The sequence below is a fragment of the Saccharopolyspora ipomoeae genome, from assembly GCF_029952525.1.
Classification (GTDB): Bacteria; Actinomycetota; Actinomycetes; order Mycobacteriales; family Pseudonocardiaceae; genus Saccharopolyspora; species Saccharopolyspora ipomoeae.
The window spans coordinates 80,156-98,203 of the sequence record NZ_JASAOF010000008.1 but is presented as its reverse complement, the minus strand read 5'-3'; the positions used below and the strand labels follow the sequence as shown (position 1 = coordinate 98,203).

Here is an 18,048-nt window from a genome sequence, read left to right as displayed (position 1 = left end):
CGATTCCGGTTACCTTTCACTGCGAACGGAGTCGATTCAGATGGACACCACCAGACCAGTCGCGGGGACCGCGTCGTGGTCGGCCGGACGGAAGCCGGGACCCGTACCCCGACGAGGGCCCGCAAATCCGCCGAATGGCCTGCTACGTCGCGAAACCCCGCCCTGCCGCCCCAGCGGTGGCAGGGGTCCGGCGGCCGGACGTCGCGAAACCCCGAGGCGGCGTCCGGCCGCCACCGGCCGATGCAGACCCCAGAAGATCTCGGTCAACGCCGACCGCTGGAAATGACAATTCCCAACGGTTTCCAGGTATTCGGTAGATCCGCTGAGGATTCACCGCGTGCCTTGAGTCCTGGCGCTGGCTGCCAGAGGAAGTGCGGCGGACGTGCAGCAGATTCTCGTGGCATTCGACGGATTCGTTCCCGTGGTGACGACGCTGCTCCTGGTCGCGCTCGCCGTGGGGTGCGGATCCGGAGTGTTCCGCGGCTATTCGACCGAGCCGTTCGTGATGCGGGAACCGCTGATCGACGGAGCCCTGGCCTACTCGATCCTCGTCGTGGGCTACCTGGTCTTCACGCCCCAGGTGCCGACGCTGGAGCCGTTCCGGCCCGAGATCGGCAACGACGTCACCGAAGCGCTCAGCGCGGCCCCCGGTGATTCGCAGCCGTGGCTGCAGCTGGCGGGCAACCTCGTGCTGCTGCTGCCGCTGAGCGTGCTCGTGCCGCAACGGCTCCCGTGGTTCGACAGCGTCGCCAAGATCGCCGTCGGCGGCATGCTGTGCTCGACCTCGATCGAGGCCATCCAGTTCGTGGCCATCAGCGGCCGCGTCTGCTCCGCCGACGACGTCGTGTGCAACACCATCGGCGCCGTCCTCGGCGGCATGATCGTGCGGCTGCCGTACTGGATCAGCCCCGCCAACCGCCCGCAGCACCGGCCCACCGGCGAAGGGGATCCGACGGTCTGGCTGCTCATCGCCCGCATCGAGCACGAGCGGCAGTGCTACCAGGCCGCCGCGCAGAGCCGCCGCAGCCTCCCGCGCCGCCGTCCCGTCGGCCCGCAGCAGCCGGTGCTCGCCAAGCGCCCGGTCCTGGCCGGTCACGACGTGTTCCACCCGGCGCGCGCCGCGCTGCCGCAGCGGGGGCCGCTCGGGCACCAGCGGACCGTCCCGCAGCAGCGCCCCCTGGTCGGCCAGCAGAACGCACGCTGACCCCGGTGGTCGGGAGCTCTCCCGTCGCGATCCCGACCACCGGCCCTCGGGGCCGGGTTCCGGCTCCCGCGCAGTTTTCATGAGAACTTCCCCCACCACGTCCCCGAACCGAGGTTCAACTGAAACCTCAACCACATAGAACCGAGAGAACGTGCTGGTGGTGGGGTGTCCGGGGTTCGTCGGGGGAAGTTTCAGTCGAAACTTCCTCTGGGTGGGTGGTCGGGGAAGTTTTCATGAAAACTTCCCCGACCGACGAGTGCGGGGATCAGGAGTTCAGCTTCTGGTTCCGCTCGCTCATGTAGCGGCCGAGCTCGCGGACCTCCTGCTCCAGCTGCGGGATGAGCTTGATCAGCTGCGGGCGCATGAACAGCTCCACCAGCGCCGATCCCGGCACGTTGCGCAGCCAGTGCATGAGCATGACGCCGCGCGGGACGTAGACGCGGCGCTTGCGGCGCTCGACGGCGTGGGCGAAGGCCCGCGCGCACGCCTCCGGGGTGGTGATGGCGCGCATCGGCCACGGCAGGCGCTTGCGCATCTCGGTGAAGGTCTTGAGATCGCCCGCGACCTCGCGGACCAGGTCGGTGTCGATCCACGAGGGGTGCGCCGAACCCACCGAGACGCCCAGGTGCAGCACCTCCATGCGCAGCGCGGAGGCGAACGCCTCGGAGGCGGCCTTGCTCGCCGTGTAGGCGGCCATGCCGCCGATCGGCGCGAACGCCGACAGCGAGGACACCACCAGCAGGTACCCCTTCGACTCGGCCAAGGCGGGCATCACCGCGCGGGCGGTGTGGAACACGCCGTTGACGTTGACGTCCATGGTCTTGAGGAAGCCGCGCGGATCGCTCTCGCGGATGCTGCCCAGCGGGGCGATGCCGGCGTTGGCGATGGCCGCGTCGATCCGGCCGAACTTCTCGCGCGCCGCGTCCACCGCGGTCTGCAGCGACTCGGGGTCCGTGACGTCGGCCTCGGCCCAGAAGTGACCTTCGCCGAGCTCGGCGGCGACCTCCGCCAGCTGCTCGGGCTCCAGGCCGACCAGGGCGAGCTTGGCGCCGCGCTTGGCCAGCTCGCGCGCGGTCTCGGCGCCGATCCCCCTCGCGGCCCCGGTGATCAGGACGACCTTGCCGGCAACGTTCGGCATCTGCTCTCCCTTGAGTCAACCCGCTATCTACTCCGCAGTAGCCTACTCGCAGTAGGTTGGCTCGTGAAGAGCGAAAAGAAGAGGCACCCGCGACGACTCGCGGGTGCCTCTTCTGCAGAGCTCGTGGATCAGGCGATGGCGTTGAGCTTCGCCGTGATCTCCTGCTGCTCGGTGGTCAGCTCGGTCGCGAGCTCGGAGAGCTCGGCGTCGCCCTGGGCCAGCGCCGGGGCCTGGCCGACCAGCGAGAGCACCTTCTGCTTCCACTGGGCGTCGAACGCCGCGCCGCTCAGCGCGGACAGCGCGGCGTCGGCCTCCGGGGCCTGGCCGGTGGCGCCACCGGCGAGCTGCTTCAGCTCGGTGACCTGCTCGGTCGCCGACTGCTGGAGCTCCGCGGCGACCTCCTTGGCCTGCGGGCTGGTGGCCTTCGTGGCGGCGAGCTCGGCCAGCGCCAGCACCTGCTGGCGGTTGCTCAGCAGCTGCGCGGCCGCCCCGCTCTCGCCGGTCGAGCCGTGGCCGGTCGAGGCCTGGCCGGCCATCTTCGGCGCGTCGGCGGGCGGCGTGCCCGGGGCCGGCGGCTGGTCGCTGTCGTACTCGGCCGGTGTGCAGCCCGCGAGTGCGATACCGCCGACCAGCACAGCGCCGATGATCGTGCTCTTCCGCACGTGCTTCCCCTCCAGGATCTGGTGGACGTCGTCCCAGGGCTGCCCGGTGCGAACGCAGGTGGGCTGCCGGACCTGTTGCCACGTAGGTTATCTGTCCGCCTCGCGCCCGGTGCGCGCGACGTCGTCCACGTCGCGCTGTGTCTGATGGATCTCACCGCGGGTGACGATCGGGGCCCCGATGAATAGGGTGGCTACGGCCCGGCCGAACTCCGGCCGGACCCCGGGACTAGTATCCGCAGTCGGCGGCATCGCGACCGGCTCGTCGTGCAGGGTTCCTGCCGGGCATCGCATGCTGTCACACCGGCCCACCCGGGTCGGGGCGGACCTCGTTCGGGTCCGAGAAGGCTTCAAGGGAGTGCAGGAGGCACCGTGACGGCCGTCGCGCCACAGCCGATCGCCACGCGCCCCTATCCGGTGCGCAAAACGGTCAAGGGGTCGTTCCTGGCGCGGATGTTCCGCACCACGGACCACAAGCAGATCGGCATCCTCTACCTGGTCACCTCGATCGCGTTCTTCCTGGTCGGCGGCCTGATGGCGATGCTGATCCGCGGTGAGTTGGCCGTTCCGGGACTTCAGTTCCTGTCGCAGGAGCAGTACAACCAGCTGTTCACCATGCACGGCACGATCATGCTGCTGCTGTACGCGACCCCGATCCTGTTCGGCTTCGCGAACTACATCCTTCCGCTGCAGATCGGCTCGCCGGACGTCGCGTTCCCGCGGCTGAACGCGTTCGGGTACTGGCTCTACCTGTTCGGCGGCCTCATGGTCGTCAGCGGCTTCCTGCTGCCGGGTGGCGCGGCCGACTTCGGCTGGTTCGCCTACACCCCGCTGTCGGACGCCCTGCACTCGCCGGGCCACGGCGCGGACATGTGGATCGCCGGTCTCGCCGTCTCCGGTCTGGGCACGATCCTCGGTGCGGTCAACATGCTGACCACCGTGATCTGCCTGCGCGCGCCGGGCATGACGATGTTCCGGATGCCGATCTTCACCTGGAACATCATGGTCACCAGCGTGCTGATCCTGATGGCGTTCCCGATCCTGACCGCCGCCCTGATGGGCCTGATGGCCGACCGGCACCTCGGTGCCCACGTCTTCGACCCGGCCAACGGCGGCGTGATCCTCTGGCAGCACCTGTTCTGGTTCTTCGGCCACCCCGAGGTCTACATCGTCGCGCTGCCGTTCTTCGGCATCGTCTCGGAGATCTTCCCGGTGTTCAGCCGCAAGCCGCTGTTCGGCTACTCGGGTCTGGTCTACGCGACCCTGGGCATCGCCGCGCTGTCGGTCGTCGTCTGGGCGCACCACATGTACGCCACCGGCGCCGTGCTGCTGCCGTTCTTCGCGTTCACCACGTTCCTGATCGCGGTCCCGACCGGTGTGAAGTTCTTCAACTGGATCGGCACCATGTGGAAGGGGCAGCTGACCTTCGAGACGCCGATGATCTTCTCGGTCGGCTTCCTGGTCACCTTCCTCTTCGGTGGTCTCACCGGTGTCCTGCTGGCCATGCCGCCGGTCGACTTCCACGTCTCGGACACCTACTTCGTGGTCGCGCACTTCCACTACGTGCTCTACGGCACGATCGTGTTCGCCACCTTCGCCGGCATCTACTTCTGGTTCCCGAAGATGACGGGCCGGATGATGGACGAGCGGCTGGGCAAGCTGCACTTCTGGCTGACCTTCATCGGCTTCCACGGCACCTTCCTGGTCCAGCACTGGCTGGGCAACGAGGGCATGCCGCGCCGGTACGCCGACTACCTGGAGTCCGACGGCTTCACCACGCTGAACACGATCTCCACGATCGGCGCGTTCATCCTGGGCGCCTCGATGCTCCCGTTCCTGTACAACATCTTCAAGAGCTACCGGTACGGCGAGGTCGCCGAGGTCGACGACCCGTGGGGCTACGGGAACTCGCTGGAGTGGGCGACCTCCTGCCCGCCGCCGCGGCACAACTTCAAGGAGCTGCCGCGGATCCGCTCCGAGCGCCCGGCGTTCGAGCTGCACTACCCGCACATCTCCGAGCGGATGCGGCTGGAAGCGCACCTGTCGCTCACCGGCAAGACCTTGGCCCACAAGCACGAGGAAGGTGCCGGCGGTACCGCCACCCTGACTCAGCCGCCCAAGACCAAGGACGACTCGGATCGGGACGACACCACCGAGAAGTGATTTCGTCGATAGCCCCGAACGGCACGGCTGTGCCAGGCTAGGGCTAGCTCGACGGCGAGCCCCGGCGGGTTTCCCGCCGGGGCTCGTTGCGTTTACAGAAGGTGAGGGAATGGCGAACGCAGCGGTGCGGGTAGCGGAACCTGAGGCGGTCCTCCTGCTCCGGGCGCCACTCCTGATGTGTGGCCGATGCACGGCGTCGCGGCGTCCTCGCAGGAGAACCGCCTCAGAACCCGCGGCGGTGCGAGCTGCCCGGGTGGAGGAGAAAGCGGCTTCGCCGCTTGGCCGCGGCCGTCCCCACGCCTTCTGAGTCCACTTTCTCGGGTAGAGAGGAAACATCGCAGTCGTGAGCTCGCATGCGACCACCGTGCTGATCACCGTCACCGGCAAGGACAAGCCCGGCGTCACCTCCGTGCTCTTCGCGGCGCTGACGCGCCACGGCGTGGACATCGTCGACGTGGAGCAGGTGGTGATCCGCAGTCGCCTGGTGCTGGGCGTGCTGGTGTCCACCGAGGCCGATCCGGAGAGGCTGCAGGAAGCCGTCGAACAGGCGATGGCGACGGTCGGCATGACCGTCGACGTCGAGATCGGCGCCGAGGACATCGACGCCGCCAAGCTCGGATCCACGCACGTCGTGGTCGTGCTGGGACAACCGGTGACGGCCCGCAACTTCAGCGACGTCTCGCGCGCGCTGGCCGAGATCGACGTCAACATCGACTCGATCCACCGCGTCGCCGACTACCCGGTCACCGGGCTGGAGCTGAAGGTCACAGCACCCGACGCGGAGGACGACGACGAGCTCACCGAGGCGATGGCGGCCCTGGCCGCCCGCACCGGCGTCGACCTCGCGGTCGAGCGCACCGGGCTCGCTCGCCGCGCGAAGCGCCTCGTGGTCTTCGACGTCGACTCCACGCTCATCCAGGGCGAGGTCATCGAGATGCTGGCCCGCCGCGCGGGCTGCGAGGACCAGGTCCGCGAGGTCACCGAGCGCGCGATGCGCGGCGAGCTGGACTTCGCCGAGTCGCTGCGCCAGCGGGTTGCGGTCCTGGAGGGCCTGCCCGCCGCGGTGCTCGACGAGGTCGCCGCCGAGCTGGAGCTCACCCCGGGCGCGCGCACCACCATCCGCACGCTGCGCCGGCTGGGCTTCCACACCGGTGTCGTCTCCGGCGGGTTCACGCAGATCATCGATCAGCTGGTGGACGAGCTGGGGCTGGACTTCAGCGCGGCCAACGAGCTGGAGGTCGTCGACGGCAAGCTCACCGGCCGGGTCATCGGCGAGATCGTGGACCGGCCCGGCAAGGCCAAGGCGCTGCGCCGCTTCGCCGAGGACTACGGGGTTCCCGCGGCCCAGTGCGTGGCCGTCGGCGACGGCGCCAACGACATCGACATGCTCAGCGCGGCCGGTCTGGGCGTGGCGTTCAACGCCAAGCCCGCGCTGCGCGAGGTCGCCGACACCGCGCTGTCCTACCCGTTCCTGGACACGGTGCTGTTCGTGCTCGGCGTGACGCGCGCCGAGATCGAAGCGGCCGACGCAGAGGACGGCGTGCTGCGACGGGTGCCACTCGAACAGTGATGCCGGAACACCTGCGGCGTGGTGGGAGTTGAGCGAGACGTGTTGCCGCTTTCCGTGCTCGACCCGCTCGTCTCCCGCTACGCCCGGTGGCTCGCCCTGCCCGGCGAGGCCACCGCGGACACCTCCGACGAGGACCCCGACAACGTCGTGCTGATGCCGATGGTGCTGCGCATCGAGCGCCGCGAACCCCCGGCCCGCACGGCGCTGCTGGAGGCCGCCGCCGCGGCGGCGCTCGCGGTCTGCCTCGACGAGCGGTGCGCTCCCGGCGGGGAGTGGCACGAGGCGATGCACGGCTGGATCTCCGGCCGCATCCGCAAGGTCACCCGCCGCGCCCGCGGCGCGCACTGGGAAGCGGTGCAGGCGCTGCCCGGCATCACCGTCGACGTCGGCGGAGCCGAGGTCCGCGCGCTGCTGCCGATGCGGGTCGCCGACATGCCCAAGGAGCTCAGCCGCCTGCAGATCTCCGGCAGCGAGCTCGAAGCCGACGAGCCCGGCCCGGTCCCGGACGGCGTCCCGGTCCTGTGGCTCAACCCCGACGTCCCGATGAGCGCGGGCAAGTCCGCCGCTCAGGTCGGCCACGCCACGATGATCCTCGCCGCCCAGCTCCGCGGCGAGGGCCTCGACGAGGACCTCCGCCGCTGGGCCACGGCCGGCTACCCCTGCGCGGTCCGCCAGGCCACCCCGGACACCTGGGCCGACCTCCACCCCGGCGACGACCCCGAAACGGCCTGGCGCAAGTCCCGAGTCGCGATGGTCCGGGACGCGGGCTTCACCGAGGTCGACCCGGGCACGGTCACAGTCCTCGCCCAGTGGCCTTCGTGAGCGCAGTTCTCATGAAAACCTCCCGGTTCATGAGAACCGCCCTCACCTGATCGTGGTACCAAAGGTGACTCCACAATTGGTACCATCTTGGTATGGCACTCAACCTGCGACTTCGCCCGGAGGCGGAGGAAGCTCTGCGCGCTGAGGCGGAGCGGTCCGGTCGATCACAACAGGAGCTCTTGCGCGAGGCGGTCGATCGCTACCTCGGTTTGGCGACGTCCGAGCCCAAGCACGAGTGGGATCACCTGTTGACCTCCGGAAAGGTCCTCCCTCCGCGCGGGAGCTACCGCAGGGTCGTTCCTACGGTTGAACTCGCCCCCGGGCAGAAGTCGATCGACCTGCTGGACCGGGAGGACCGCTTCTAAGTGCGCGTCTACCTCGACAGCAGTGCGCTGATCAAGCGCGTAGTCCGCGAAGCGGAGTCGTTGGCTCTGGTCGATGAGATCGATGATCTTCATCGGCAGGGAGCTTTGCTCGTCTCGGCCACGTTGGCGTGGACAGAAGTCGCTCGCGTGCTGCGAGTCGCGCGGGAAGCTTCGTATCAGGAGATTGCCGACGACCTCCGCAACGCGATGCTCGGTGTGGCTGAGCACCCGCTCGACTTCGAGATCATGAACCTCTCCAGGCGGGTCGATCCGCATCGGCTCCGCTCGCTGGACGCGATCCACCTCGCGGCCGCCATCGCCCTCGATGCCGATCTGCTGATCACGTACGACGACCGTTTGGCAGCTGCAGCTCTGGCCAGCGGCATTCCCGTGGCCTCACCTGCCTGATCTCTCGGTCGCCGTCGAAGTCGACCCGGTCACGGTCCTCGCCCAGTGGCCTTCATGAGCGCAGTTCTCATGAAAACCTCCCGGTTCATGAGTGGGGGAAGTTTTCATGAAAACTTCCCCCACTCCACACCGAAAACCCTCGACGTCTTCGGTCTCGGGGAGAGCACAGTTTTCATGAAAACTTCCCCCACCTCGGGGTCTCGGTGTGCCTGGGGTGGGGTTTGTGGGTGGGTGCAGTTTTCATGAAAACTGTGCTCACTCGGGCACTTGAGTTCTTCGGTGTCGGGGGTGGTGGGAGAGTGCAGTTTTCATGAAAACTTCCCATTGGGAGTCAGTCGTCGTCGAGACCTCTGGCTGTGAGGGCTTCTCCGAGGTCGTCGGCGTGGCGGAGGGTCCTGACGAGGAAGGGGATGGCGAACGCCTGGAGCGAGCGGTCGGCTCCTCTCGCTCGTTGTGCTTCTCTGACCTGGGTGGCGATGGTCGAGAGGGTGGCGATGGCTTGGACCGTGAGACCGACGAGGAGGCCGACCCGGTCGGGGCGGATGCCGAAGCGGGCGAACGGGGTCAGGGCCCGCTCCACCGATGACACGAGGTCGTCGACCTTGGTGACCAGGGTGAACAGGTTCGCCGCGGCGAGGGTGGCGAGCAGCCGGAGGCTGATCGTCTCGGCCCGGGCGAGGTCGAGCATCCACCACTGCAGCGCGAAGACGATCGCCACCAGCGGGAGCAGCACCCGGGCGAGCTGCCAGACGCGGCGGAGCCGGATCCCGGCCAGCGCGTAGCCCAGGGCCGCCGCCAGCGCGCACGCCGACAACGCCACCGGGCCGCTCAGCACGAACGTGACGACCGCGAACACCAGCAGCGCCAGCAGCTTCCAGCCCGCGCCGAGCCGGTGCAGCGGGCTGGTGCCGGGTTCGTGCAGGCCCAGCGGGTTCACCCGATCAGCTCCCGGTAGAAGCCGACGGCCCGGTCCGGGACGTCGTCGGCGACGACGCAGCCCCGGTCGAGGACGATGACGCGGTCGAAGCCGTCGAGCAGATCGAGGTCGTGGGTGACCAGCACGACCTGCTGCTCCAGCCCGGACAGGACCTCGGCGAAGTGCCGCTTGTTGCGCAGGTCCAGCAGCGTCGTCGGCTCGTCGCACACCAGCACGTCCGGTTCCAGCACCAGCATCGAGCACAGCGCCAACAGCTGCTTCTGGCCGCCGGAGAGCTGGTGCGCGGGATGCTCGGCGTAGCCGTCGAGGCCGTGGCGGGCCAGCACCTCGACCGCGCGCCGCTGCCGCTCGGACTTCGACAGGCCCTGCTTGCGCAGCGAGAACGCGACGTCCTCGCCCGCGGTGGGCATGACGATCTGGCTGTCGGGGTGGGTGAACACGAACCCGACGCGGCGCCGGACCTCGCGGCCCTCGCGGGCCACGTCCCGCCCGTCGACGCGAACCCGGCCGCGACTGGGGCGCACCAGGCCGTTGATGGTGCGGGCGAGCGTGGACTTGCCGGAGCCGTTGGCCCCGACGAACGCCACCCGCCGCTCCGGGATCCGCAGGTCCACGCCGTCCAGCACGGTGCGCTCGTCGTAGCGGTGCCCGACGCCCTCGAACTCGATCAACCCACTCGCTCCCACATCGTCGCCACGCCCAGCCCGCCGCCGGAGGACAGCGCCGCCAGGCCGAAGCGCGGCCCGTCCTGCCGCACCATCCGGCTGAACAACCGGACCACCAGCACCGCGCCCGACGCGCCCCACGGGTGCCCGAGCGCGATCGCGCCGCCGTCCGGTCCTGCCAGCTCCTCGTCGATCCCGGCCGCGTCCAAGCAGGCCAGGGCTTGCCCGGCGAAGGCCTCGTTGAACTCCACGACCTCGGGCGCGTGCCGCTCGCACAGCTCGCGCATCGCCGGGACCGCGCCCAGCCCGAGCCGGTTCGGATCCACCGCCGAGGTCCGCGCGCCGACCAGCCGCAGGCCCGGCACGCCCAGTCTCGCGCGCTGCCGCTCGCTGGTGATCAGCACCGCCGCGGCGCCGTCGCTGATGCCGCACGAGTTCGCCGCCGTCGCCGTGCCCTCCGCGGTGAACGCGGGACGGAAGCGGGCGAGCCGTTCCGGGGTGAAACCGCGCCGGGGCCGCTGGTCCCCGGCCGCCGAGCCGATCCTGACCAGCTCGTCGTCGAAGCGGCCCGCGTCCTGGGCGGCGACCGCGCGGGCGTGGCTGCGGGCGGCGAACGCGTCCTGGCGCTCCCGGCCGACACCGGCCTCGGCGGCCACCAGGTCGGCGGCCGGGCCCATGTCCGGGTCGCCGATCTCGGCCGGGGCGAACGGGGCGCGCCCGTAGAAGCGCGGCGGCTCGGTCGCGGTGCGCGGCCGCCAGGCCCGCCACGGGGCGGTGGAGGCGCTCTCCACGCCTCCGGCCAGGAAGAACTCGTCGTCGGTGACCATCGCGGCGGCCGTGGTGATCGCCGACAGGCCGCTGGCGCACTGCCGGTCGAGCGTCATGCCCGGGACCGACTCGCCGAGCCCGGCGCGCAGCGCGGCGACCCGGGCCGGGTTGCCGCCCGGGCCGAGGACGTTGCCCAGCAGCACGTCGTCGACGCGCTCGACACCGGCGTCGTCGAGCACCGCGCGCAGCACCGGTGCCGCGAGCCGGTCGGCCGCCACGTCGCGCAGGACGCCGCCCGCCTCGCCGATCGGGGAGCGGCGCGCTGCGATGATCACCGGGGTCACAGGGTGCCTCCGCTGGTCAGCCGCTCGTCGATCACCGCGCGGGCGGGCTTGCCGGAGGAGGTGCGGGGGAGCGCGTCGACCGGCAACCAGCGGCGCGGGCGCTCGGCCGGGTGCAGCCTCTCGCGGGCGTGGGCGCGCAGCGCGCGCACCGGGACCTCGCCCTCGACCACGGCCGTGACCAGCGCGCCGAAGCGCGGGTGCGGGGTCGCGGCCACCACCACGTCCCGCACGCCGTCGACCTCGCGCAGCACGGCCTCCACGGCCTCCGCCGCGACCAGCCGGGCACCGGTGTCGATCACGGCTCCCGCGCGGCCGAGGATCTCCAGCGAGCCGTCGGGACGCTGGACAGCCCGGTCACCGGTCCCGTCGGACTCGGCTGGGACGAGTTCGCCGCGCTCCAGGTAGCCGTCGAAGGCCAGGTCGGAGCGCACCCGCAGCCGCCCGCCGGCGACCTCCACGTCGACCACCGGCATCAGCCGCTCGTCGTGGCGGACCGCGATCAGCGACTGCTCCGCCGAGCCGTAGTACTCGACCAGGCGGCATCCCGGGATCGCCTCGGCGAGGCGAGCCTCCAGCGCGGGGTCGACCTTCGCGCCGCCGCAGATCACCAGCCGCAACGCCGACTCGCCGCCGTCGTGCTCCAGCACCGCCAGCAGCGCCGACAGCTGAGCGGGGACCAGGTGCACCGCGGTCGCCTCGCGCGCCGCCTCGGCCGCGGCCCGCGCCGACCAGCGACCCAGAAGTCGCAGGTCAGCGCCGCAGTGCAGGGCGTGCAGGGCGCCGAACAGGAACAGCGAGGAGCTCAGCGGACCGGGGATCAGCACCCGGTCGCGGGCGTCGAGGGGCACGCCGAGCGCGGTGAAGCTGCGCAGCCACGAACCGCGCGAGCGCACCAGCACCTTCGGACGCCCCGTGCTGCCCGAGGTCGTGGGCAGGTAGAAGCGGGTCGACTCGTCGCCCACCGGGACCTCGGTGCCCAGGTCCTCGCCCAGCGCGGCGTCGGCGTCGAGGTGCACGTCCGGGCGGGCGTCGTCGAGCACCGCCGCCGGGTCCGGCCACTCCGGGTCGACCAGCAGCGAGGCGCATCCGGCCAGGTCGGCTCCCAGGAACGCGATCAGCCGGGCCGTCTCGTCCGATCCCGAGATCGCCACCCGAGCCCCCGGCGGCAACCGGCGGGCGACCCGGTGCGCGGCCTCCGCCAGCTCCGGACCCGACAGGTCACCGACACCGGAGGTGGGGGCGCGTCCCAGGATCGGCAGCACGTCAGCCCTCGGCGGGCCGCCGCGCCGCGCCCGGCAGCGCATGCGGCACCGCCCGGTGCACGGCCACCGCGATCAGCGACACCGCCACCAGCTTCACCGCGTCACCCGGCAGGAACACCAGCGATTGCACCGCCGCCGACGGCAGGTCGCCGATCATCGCGCCCCAGAACGGGATGCCGATCAGGTAGTCGGCGGCGACACCGGCGAGGTTCGCCAGCAGCAGCACGCCGATTCCCGGCTTGGCCGAGCGCTGCACGATCAGGCCCACGACCAGCGCCGACAGGATCCAGCCGAGCAGGAAACCCCCGCTGGGGCCGAGGAACGGGGCGACGCCGCCGCGCCCGCCGGACAGCAGCGGCAGGCCGATCGCGGTCAGCGCCACGAACAGCAGCACCGACGCGGTCCCGCGCCGGGCGCCGAGGATGCTTCCCGCCAGCAGCGGGCCCGCGTTCTGCAGCACGACCGGCACGGCCGCACCCGCGAGGTAGAAGCCCGGGAAGATCCCGAGCACGGCGATGAAGGCGGCGAACACCACGGTGCGCGCCAGGTTCGCGGCCGGCGAGGACGGGCGTTCGGACACGGCGGACTCCCAGCAGTCGAGGTCGGCGACCGGATGAACCTACCCGCAGCCGAGCGGGCGGCGGGAGCGAGTGTGGGCAGTTTTACCCCGGTCGGCCTCAACCGGAGGTGAGGCGCTTCAGCGCACCCCGGACCACCTCGGGATCGTGCGTGGTCCAGAACGGCGGCAGCGACGCGCGCAGGAACCCGCCGTAGCGCGCGGTCGACAACCTCGGGTCCAGCACCGCGATCACGCCCCGGTCGTTCGGCGAGCGCAGCAGCCGCCCCGCGCCCTGGGCGAGCAGCAGCGCGGCGTGCGTGCCCGCCACCGTGAGGAAGCCGTTGCCGCCGTGCTCGGAGATCCGCTGCTGGCGGGCCGAGGCCAGCGGGTCGTCGGGACGCGGGAACGGGATCCGGTCCATGATCACCAGCTGCAGAGACTCGCCGGGCACGTCCACGCCCTGCCACAGCGACAGGGTGCCGAACAGCGAGGTCTCCGGGTCCTCGGCGAAGCGCTTGACCAGCAGCGCCGTCGTGTCGTCGCCCTGGCACAGCACCGGCGTGGACAGCCGCTTGCGCAGCTCCTCACCGGCCTGCTCGGCGGCGCGGCGGGACGAGAACAGCCCCAGCGTCCGGCCGCCGGCGGCCTGCACCAGCTCGGTGATCTCGTCGAGCACCTGCGGCTGCAGGCCGTCGCGGCCCGGCGGCGGCAGGTGGCGGGCGATGTAGAGGATGCCGCTGCGCTGGTGCTCGAACGGTGATCCGACGTCCAGACCGGTCCACTTCAGCGTGCCGCCGTCCGACGGCGCCTCCTTCGCGGTGGCCATCCCGGCGGCCTGCTCCACCTGCTGCTCCGGCGGCAGGCCCCACTGGCGGGCCAGGGTGTCGAAGGACCCGCCCAGCGACAGCGTCGCCGAGGTCAGGACCGTCGTGCGCTGGCCGAACAGCCGCTCGCGCAGCAGGCCGCCGACGCCGATCGGCGCCACCCGCACCGCCTTCGGGCGGTTCGGCTCGCCGGAGACCCACACGACGTCGTGCTGCTGGTCGCCCCCGAAGCCCTCCAGCAGCCGGACCGCGGTGTCGTGCACGTCCTCGGTGAGCGCGTGCGCGAGCTTGCGGGCGGTGCTGCCCTCGACGTCCTCCTTGCGCTCGGGCCCCAGCGCCGAGATGCACGCCCACGCCGCGTCGCGGACCACCGCCAGCGCGCCGCCCAGGGCTTCCGGCAGCTCTTCGAGCCTGCCGGGGGCGGCGTCCTCCAGCACCAGCTCCAGGCCCTCGGCGGCCTCGTCGAGGCGGTCGGCGGTCTCCTCGTCGACGGCGCGGCCGCAGCGGCGGGCCGCCAGCTTCACCGCCCCGGCGGTGAGCTCGCCGGTGGCCGCCGAGGTGACCCGGTCGACCAGGTCGTGGGCCTCGTCCACCAGCACCACGTCGTGCTCGGGCAGCACCGGGCGGTCGTCGAGGGCGTCGATGGCCAGCAGCGCGTGGTTGGTGACCACGATGTCCGCCCGCCCGGCCTCGGCGCGGGCGCGCTCGGCGAAGCAGTCGGTGCCCACCGGGCAGCGGTGCACGCCCAGGCACTCCTTGGCGGTGACCGACAGCTGCCGCCAGGCCTGGTCGGTCACGCCCGGCACCAGCTCGTCGCGGTCGCCCGTCTCGGTCTCGGTGGCCCACTCCTGCACCCGCTGCACCTGGCGTTCCAGGGCGGAGGCGGCGAAGGCGTCGAACAGCGCGTCCTCGTCGGGCTCCGACGGGGCGTTGCCGTGGATCCGGTTCAGGCACAGGTAGTTGCGGCGTCCCTTGAGGATCGCGAAAGTCGGCCTGCGGCCCAAGGTCTCGGCCAGCGCGTCGGAGAGCCGCGGCAGGTCGCGGTCGACGAGCTGGCGCTGCAGAGCGATCGTCGCGGTGGACACGACCACCGTGGTGCCGTCGGCGACGGCGTGCCGGATCGCCGGGACCAGGTAGGCCAGCGACTTGCCGGTGCCGGTGCCCGCCTGCACCGCGAGGTGCTGGCCGGTGGTGATGGTGTGCTCCACGGCCTCGGCCATCTGCGCCTGGCCCTCGCGCGGGACGCCGCCGACGGCCTCCACGGCCACCTTCATCAGGGTCGCGAGGTCCGGGATGTCCTTGCGCGCCTTGGCCAGCGGGAGCTTCGGCTCCTCGTCGCCGCCCCTGCTCGCCCGCTCCAGGTCGGCGGCGATCTCCGGCGGGAGCTCGTCGGCGTCATCGGACTCGAACGCGACCGGGTCGGACCAGCGCGGGACAGAGGTGGGCACCCGGCGAATCTACCGCCCGCCCCCGACGGGATCGGTCAGGAGACCACGACCGGGTCTCCCAGCAGGGTGGTACCGGCCGCGTCGAGGTCCTTGAGCGCCTCATCGACGGTCGCGCGCGACACGCCCGCGGTGAGGTGGAGGTGCACGGTGGTGTCCAGCCCGGCCGCGACCGCGTCCAGCGCGGTGGCGCGCACGCAGTGGTCGGTGGCGATGCCGACGACGTCGACGGCGCGCACGCCCCGGTCCCGCAGCCACGTCGCCAGGTCCTGGTGCGCGCGGTCCACGCCCTCGAAACCCGAGTAGCCGTCGCTGTACTGGCCCTTGGAGAACACCGCCGTGACCGGGGCGACGTCGAGCTCCGGGTGGAACGCCGCGCCCGCCGTCCCCGCCACGCAGTGCCTCGGCCAGGAGCGCACGAAGTCCGGATCGTCGCTGAAGTGCGCGCCCGGGTCGATGTGGTAATCGCGGGTGGCCACCACGTGCTGGTGGTCGGAATCAGCCAGGAACTCCGAGATCGCCGCGGCGACCCCGGCACCTCCGGCGACGGCGAGCGCCCCGCCCTCGCAGAAGTCGTTCTGCACGTCGACGATGATCAGCGCCGTGCTCATCGGGTCTCACCTCCACGGGATCGCCCGATTCTTCCGCACTGTCAGGCTCCGTGGAAGACCGTCGGGATGGCCGGTTCGCCGTTGGACAGCTTCAGGCCCTCCCACGGCAGGGTCACCAGCGCCCGGCGCAGCCGCTCCCGGTCCTGCTCCAGCGTCGGCAGGCCCTCGACCCGCTTGCCGTCGCGGATCAGCGGGATCTGCAGGCGGCGGTCGTGCGGCCCCAGCTCGGGTTCGGCTCCGACGCGGTGCACGACCTCCTCGACGGCCGTGCCGGTGTCCTTGTAGCGGCGGATCGCGGCCTTGCGGCCCCCGCGCGACTCCTTGTGCGAGCTGCGCTTGGCCACCGGGCGGCCCTCGACCTCCACCAGCTTGTAGACCATCTCCGCGGTCGGCGCGCCCGAGCCGGTGACCAGCGACGTTCCCACGCCGTAGCCGTCGACGGGCTCCGCGCGCAGCGACGCGATGGCGTACTCGTCGAGGTCGCCGGAGACCACCACGCGGGTGTTGGAGGCGCCCAGCGAGTCGAGCTGCTCGCGGGCCTGGCGGGCCAGCACGCCCACGTCGCCGGAGTCGATGCGGACCGCGCCCAGCCCCGTCCCGGCCACCTCCACGGCCAGGTCGATGCCGCGGCTGATGTCGTAGGTGTCGACCAGCAGCGTGGTGCCGGTGCCCAGCGCGGCGATCTGCGATTCGAACGCCGAGCGCTCGTCGTCGTGCAGCAGCGTGAACGCGTGCGCGGCGGTGCCTGCGGTGGGGATGCCGTAGCGGCGCCCGGCCTCCAGGTTGGAGGTGGCGGTGAACCCGGCCAGGTAGGCGATGCGGGCGGCCGAGACCGCCGACTCCTCGTGGGTGCGGCGCGAGCCCATCTCGATGATCCGGCGGCCGTTGGCGGCCGAGACCATGCGGGCCGCCGCGGCGGCGATCGCGCTGTCGTGGTTGAGGATCGACAGCACCACGGTCTCCAGCACGACGGCCTCGGCGAAGGTGCCGCGCACCGTCAGCAGCGGGGAGCCGGGGAAGAAGAGCTCGCCCTCCGGGTAGCCGTCGATCTGGCCGCTGAACCGGTAGTCGCGCAGCCACTCCAGGGTCCGCTCGTCGACCACGCCGTGCTCGGCGAGCTGGGCGATCTCGGCGTCGCCGAAGCGGAAGTTCTCCACCGCGTCGAGCAGCCGGCCGATGCCACCGGCGACGCCGTAGCGGCGCCCGTTGGGCAGCCGCCGGGTGAAGACCTCGAACGTGCACTCGCGGTGCGCGGTGCCGTCGCGCAGGGCGCTGGCCAACATCGTCAGCTCGTAGTGGTCGGTCAGCAGCGCGGTGCTAGAGCTCATGGTCCAGAGATTACGTGCTGCGTGTGGGGGACCGACCTGGCGAGTCGGTCACCGACGGCCCGATTTGTTCGTGCGGTGGGCACGGCTCCGAGGGGGCCGTGCGACGATGGGGGCATGACCTCGCCCGCTGAAATCGAGCGCGCGCAACTCGAGCAGGACGCCGAAGGCGCTGCGGACAAGCCGTGGGTGACCGTGGTCTGGAACGACCCGGTCAACCTCATGTCCTACGTGACCTACGTGCTCCAGAAGATCTTCGGGTACTCCCGGGATCACGCTACGAAGTTGATGCTGGACGTGCACCACAAGGGCAGGGCGGTGGTGTCCTCGGGTTCCAAGGAGAAGGTCGAGGGCGACGTGGCCAAGCTCCACTCCGCCGGCTTGTGGGCGACGATGCAGAAGGATTCGTGAGTGGACGGCTGGACCCGCAAGAACGGCCACGTGCAGGCCGAGCTCTCCCAGCAGGAGGCGGCCGTCATCCGCGGCCTGGTCGGGCAGATCAAGGACATGCTCACCGCCCGCGCCGACGAGGCCCCCAAGGATGAGCTGGCGGAGCTGACCGGCATCCGCACCGGCCCGTCGACACCGCCGGAGGACCGGGTGGTGGCGCGGCTGCTGCCGGACTTCTACCGGCGCGACCCGGTCACCGGGGACACCGACGAGGAGGAGACCGACGCCGCGGGGGCCATGCGGTCGCTGCACGAGCCGGAGCTGCTGGAGGCCAAGACCGGTGCGGCGCAGCTGATCCTGGAGACCTGCCCGCCGATGGGCGGCAAGGTCAAGCTCACCAGCGAGCAGGCCGACAACTGGCTGACGGCCCTCAACGACGTCCGCCTCGCCCTGGGCACGGCCCTGGACGTCGAGGAGGACATGCCCGACGAGCTGCCGGAGGACGACCTCCGCCGCGAGCACCTCGGCGTCTACCAGTGGCTCACCTGGGTCCAGGACTCCCTCGTCTCCGCCCTCCTCGGCTGATCGC

18 protein-coding genes are annotated in these 18,048 nt (G+C 71.4%); 8 read left to right on the top strand and 10 right to left on the bottom strand.

The features are described from left to right. The first annotated feature begins 382 nt into the window (after positions 1-382). A complete protein-coding gene (locus QFW96_RS15085; protein ID WP_281456272.1) occupies positions 383-1,204 on the top strand; it encodes a VanZ family protein in 822 nt (273 codons plus the stop codon). A gap of 265 nt (positions 1,205-1,469) precedes the next feature. On the opposite strand, the gene QFW96_RS15080 is transcribed toward QFW96_RS15085, so the two are convergent. Together QFW96_RS15080 and QFW96_RS15075 are read right to left on the bottom strand one after the other, a co-directional pair. Continuing rightward, positions 1,470-2,342, bottom strand: a complete 873-nt coding sequence (locus tag QFW96_RS15080) for an SDR family oxidoreductase (RefSeq protein ID WP_281456271.1) — start codon at positions 2,340-2,342, stop codon at positions 1,470-1,472. Positions 2,343-2,470: 128 nt separating this feature from the next. Continuing rightward, positions 2,471-3,004: a DUF305 domain-containing protein gene (locus QFW96_RS15075; protein ID WP_281456270.1), complete on the bottom strand. Its 534-nt coding sequence runs from the start codon at positions 3,002-3,004 to the stop codon at positions 2,471-2,473. 369 nt (positions 3,005-3,373) lie between these two features. Here QFW96_RS15075 and ctaD point away from each other — a divergent pair, with 369 nt between their 5' ends. The 5 genes from ctaD to QFW96_RS15050 all read left to right on the top strand — a co-directional run bounded on the left by ctaD (position 3,374) and on the right by QFW96_RS15050 (position 8,329). Then, positions 3,374-5,164 carry an aa3-type cytochrome oxidase subunit I gene (ctaD, locus tag QFW96_RS15070; protein ID WP_281456269.1) on the top strand — a complete coding sequence of 597 codons (1,791 nt, stop codon included), beginning with the start codon at positions 3,374-3,376 and terminating at the stop codon, positions 5,162-5,164. 343 nt (positions 5,165-5,507) lie between these two features. Continuing rightward, positions 5,508-6,734: a phosphoserine phosphatase SerB gene (gene serB / locus QFW96_RS15065; RefSeq protein WP_281456268.1), complete on the top strand. Its 1,227-nt coding sequence runs from the start codon at positions 5,508-5,510 to the stop codon at positions 6,732-6,734. A 39-nt stretch (positions 6,735-6,773) separates the two neighbouring features. Further along, positions 6,774-7,556 (top strand): peptidyl-tRNA hydrolase, encoded by a 783-nt coding sequence (locus tag QFW96_RS15060; protein WP_281456267.1) that lies wholly within the window; start codon positions 6,774-6,776, stop codon positions 7,554-7,556. Between the two features lie 92 nt (positions 7,557-7,648). Beyond that, positions 7,649-7,921, top strand: a complete 273-nt coding sequence (locus tag QFW96_RS15055) for a ribbon-helix-helix protein, CopG family (RefSeq protein ID WP_281456266.1) — start codon at positions 7,649-7,651, stop codon at positions 7,919-7,921. Continuing rightward, positions 7,922-8,329 (top strand): PIN domain-containing protein, encoded by a 408-nt coding sequence (locus QFW96_RS15050; protein WP_281456265.1) that lies wholly within the window; start codon positions 7,922-7,924, stop codon positions 8,327-8,329. Between the two features lie 331 nt (positions 8,330-8,660). On the opposite strand, the gene QFW96_RS15045 is transcribed toward QFW96_RS15050, so the two are convergent. From QFW96_RS15045 to QFW96_RS15010, 8 genes are all read right to left on the bottom strand, one after another. Continuing rightward, positions 8,661-9,266, bottom strand: coding sequence for an energy-coupling factor transporter transmembrane component T family protein (locus QFW96_RS15045; protein ID WP_281456264.1), 606 nt, complete (start codon positions 9,264-9,266; stop codon positions 8,661-8,663). Next, positions 9,263-9,937 carry an energy-coupling factor ABC transporter ATP-binding protein gene (locus QFW96_RS15040; protein ID WP_281456263.1) on the bottom strand — a complete coding sequence of 225 codons (675 nt, stop codon included), beginning with the start codon at positions 9,935-9,937 and terminating at the stop codon, positions 9,263-9,265. Before QFW96_RS15040 ends, QFW96_RS15045 begins: the two co-directional genes overlap by 4 nt. Next, positions 9,934-11,043: a thiolase family protein gene (locus QFW96_RS15035; protein ID WP_425524762.1), complete on the bottom strand. Its 1,110-nt coding sequence runs from the start codon at positions 11,041-11,043 to the stop codon at positions 9,934-9,936. Before QFW96_RS15035 ends, QFW96_RS15040 begins: the two co-directional genes overlap by 4 nt. Then, positions 11,040-12,305, bottom strand: coding sequence for an AMP-binding protein (locus QFW96_RS15030; protein ID WP_281456262.1), 1,266 nt, complete (start codon positions 12,303-12,305; stop codon positions 11,040-11,042). Before QFW96_RS15030 ends, QFW96_RS15035 begins: the two co-directional genes overlap by 4 nt. A 1-nt stretch (position 12,306) precedes the next feature. Then, a complete protein-coding gene (locus QFW96_RS15025) occupies positions 12,307-12,885 on the bottom strand; it encodes a biotin transporter BioY (protein WP_281456261.1) in 579 nt (192 codons plus the stop codon). Between the two features lie 97 nt (positions 12,886-12,982). Beyond that, on the bottom strand, positions 12,983-15,049 hold the full coding sequence (locus tag QFW96_RS15020) for an ATP-dependent DNA helicase (RefSeq protein WP_425524764.1): 2,067 nt from the start codon (positions 15,047-15,049) through the stop codon (positions 12,983-12,985). A 122-nt stretch (positions 15,050-15,171) separates the two neighbouring features. Next, the gene (locus QFW96_RS15015) at positions 15,172-15,744 is read right to left on the bottom strand and encodes an isochorismatase family protein (protein WP_281456260.1); all 573 of its coding nucleotides are present in this window, start codon (positions 15,742-15,744) and stop codon (positions 15,172-15,174) included. Between the two features lie 41 nt (positions 15,745-15,785). Beyond that, the gene (locus QFW96_RS15010) at positions 15,786-17,072 is read right to left on the bottom strand and encodes a nicotinate phosphoribosyltransferase (RefSeq protein WP_281456259.1); all 1,287 of its coding nucleotides are present in this window, start codon (positions 17,070-17,072) and stop codon (positions 15,786-15,788) included. A 114-nt stretch (positions 17,073-17,186) separates the two neighbouring features. On the opposite strand from QFW96_RS15010, the gene clpS reads away from it, so the two are divergent. Both clpS and QFW96_RS15000 read left to right on the top strand, forming a co-directional pair. Further along, positions 17,187-17,480, top strand: a complete 294-nt coding sequence (clpS, locus tag QFW96_RS15005) for an ATP-dependent Clp protease adapter ClpS (RefSeq protein WP_281456258.1) — start codon at positions 17,187-17,189, stop codon at positions 17,478-17,480. Further along, the gene (locus QFW96_RS15000; RefSeq protein WP_281456257.1) at positions 17,481-18,044 is read left to right on the top strand and encodes a DUF2017 domain-containing protein; all 564 of its coding nucleotides are present in this window, start codon (positions 17,481-17,483) and stop codon (positions 18,042-18,044) included. Positions 18,045-18,048: the final 4 nt, after the last annotated feature.

Bases quoted from the DNA above. Each gene is read 5' to 3' on its own strand.
- QFW96_RS15015 (WP_281456260.1), bottom strand. From the start codon at position 15,744: ATGAGCACGGCGCTGATCATCGTCGACGTGCAGAACGACTTCTGCGAG.
- clpS (WP_281456258.1), top strand. From the start codon at position 17,187: ATGACCTCGCCCGCTGAAATCGAGCGCGCGCAACTCGAGCAGGACGCC.
- QFW96_RS15055 (WP_281456266.1), top strand. From the start codon at position 7,649: ATGGCACTCAACCTGCGACTTCGCCCGGAGGCGGAGGAAGCTCTGCGC.
- QFW96_RS15080 (WP_281456271.1), bottom strand. From the start codon at position 2,342: ATGCCGAACGTTGCCGGCAAGGTCGTCCTGATCACCGGGGCCGCGAGG.
- QFW96_RS15010 (WP_281456259.1), bottom strand. From the start codon at position 17,072: ATGAGCTCTAGCACCGCGCTGCTGACCGACCACTACGAGCTGACGATG.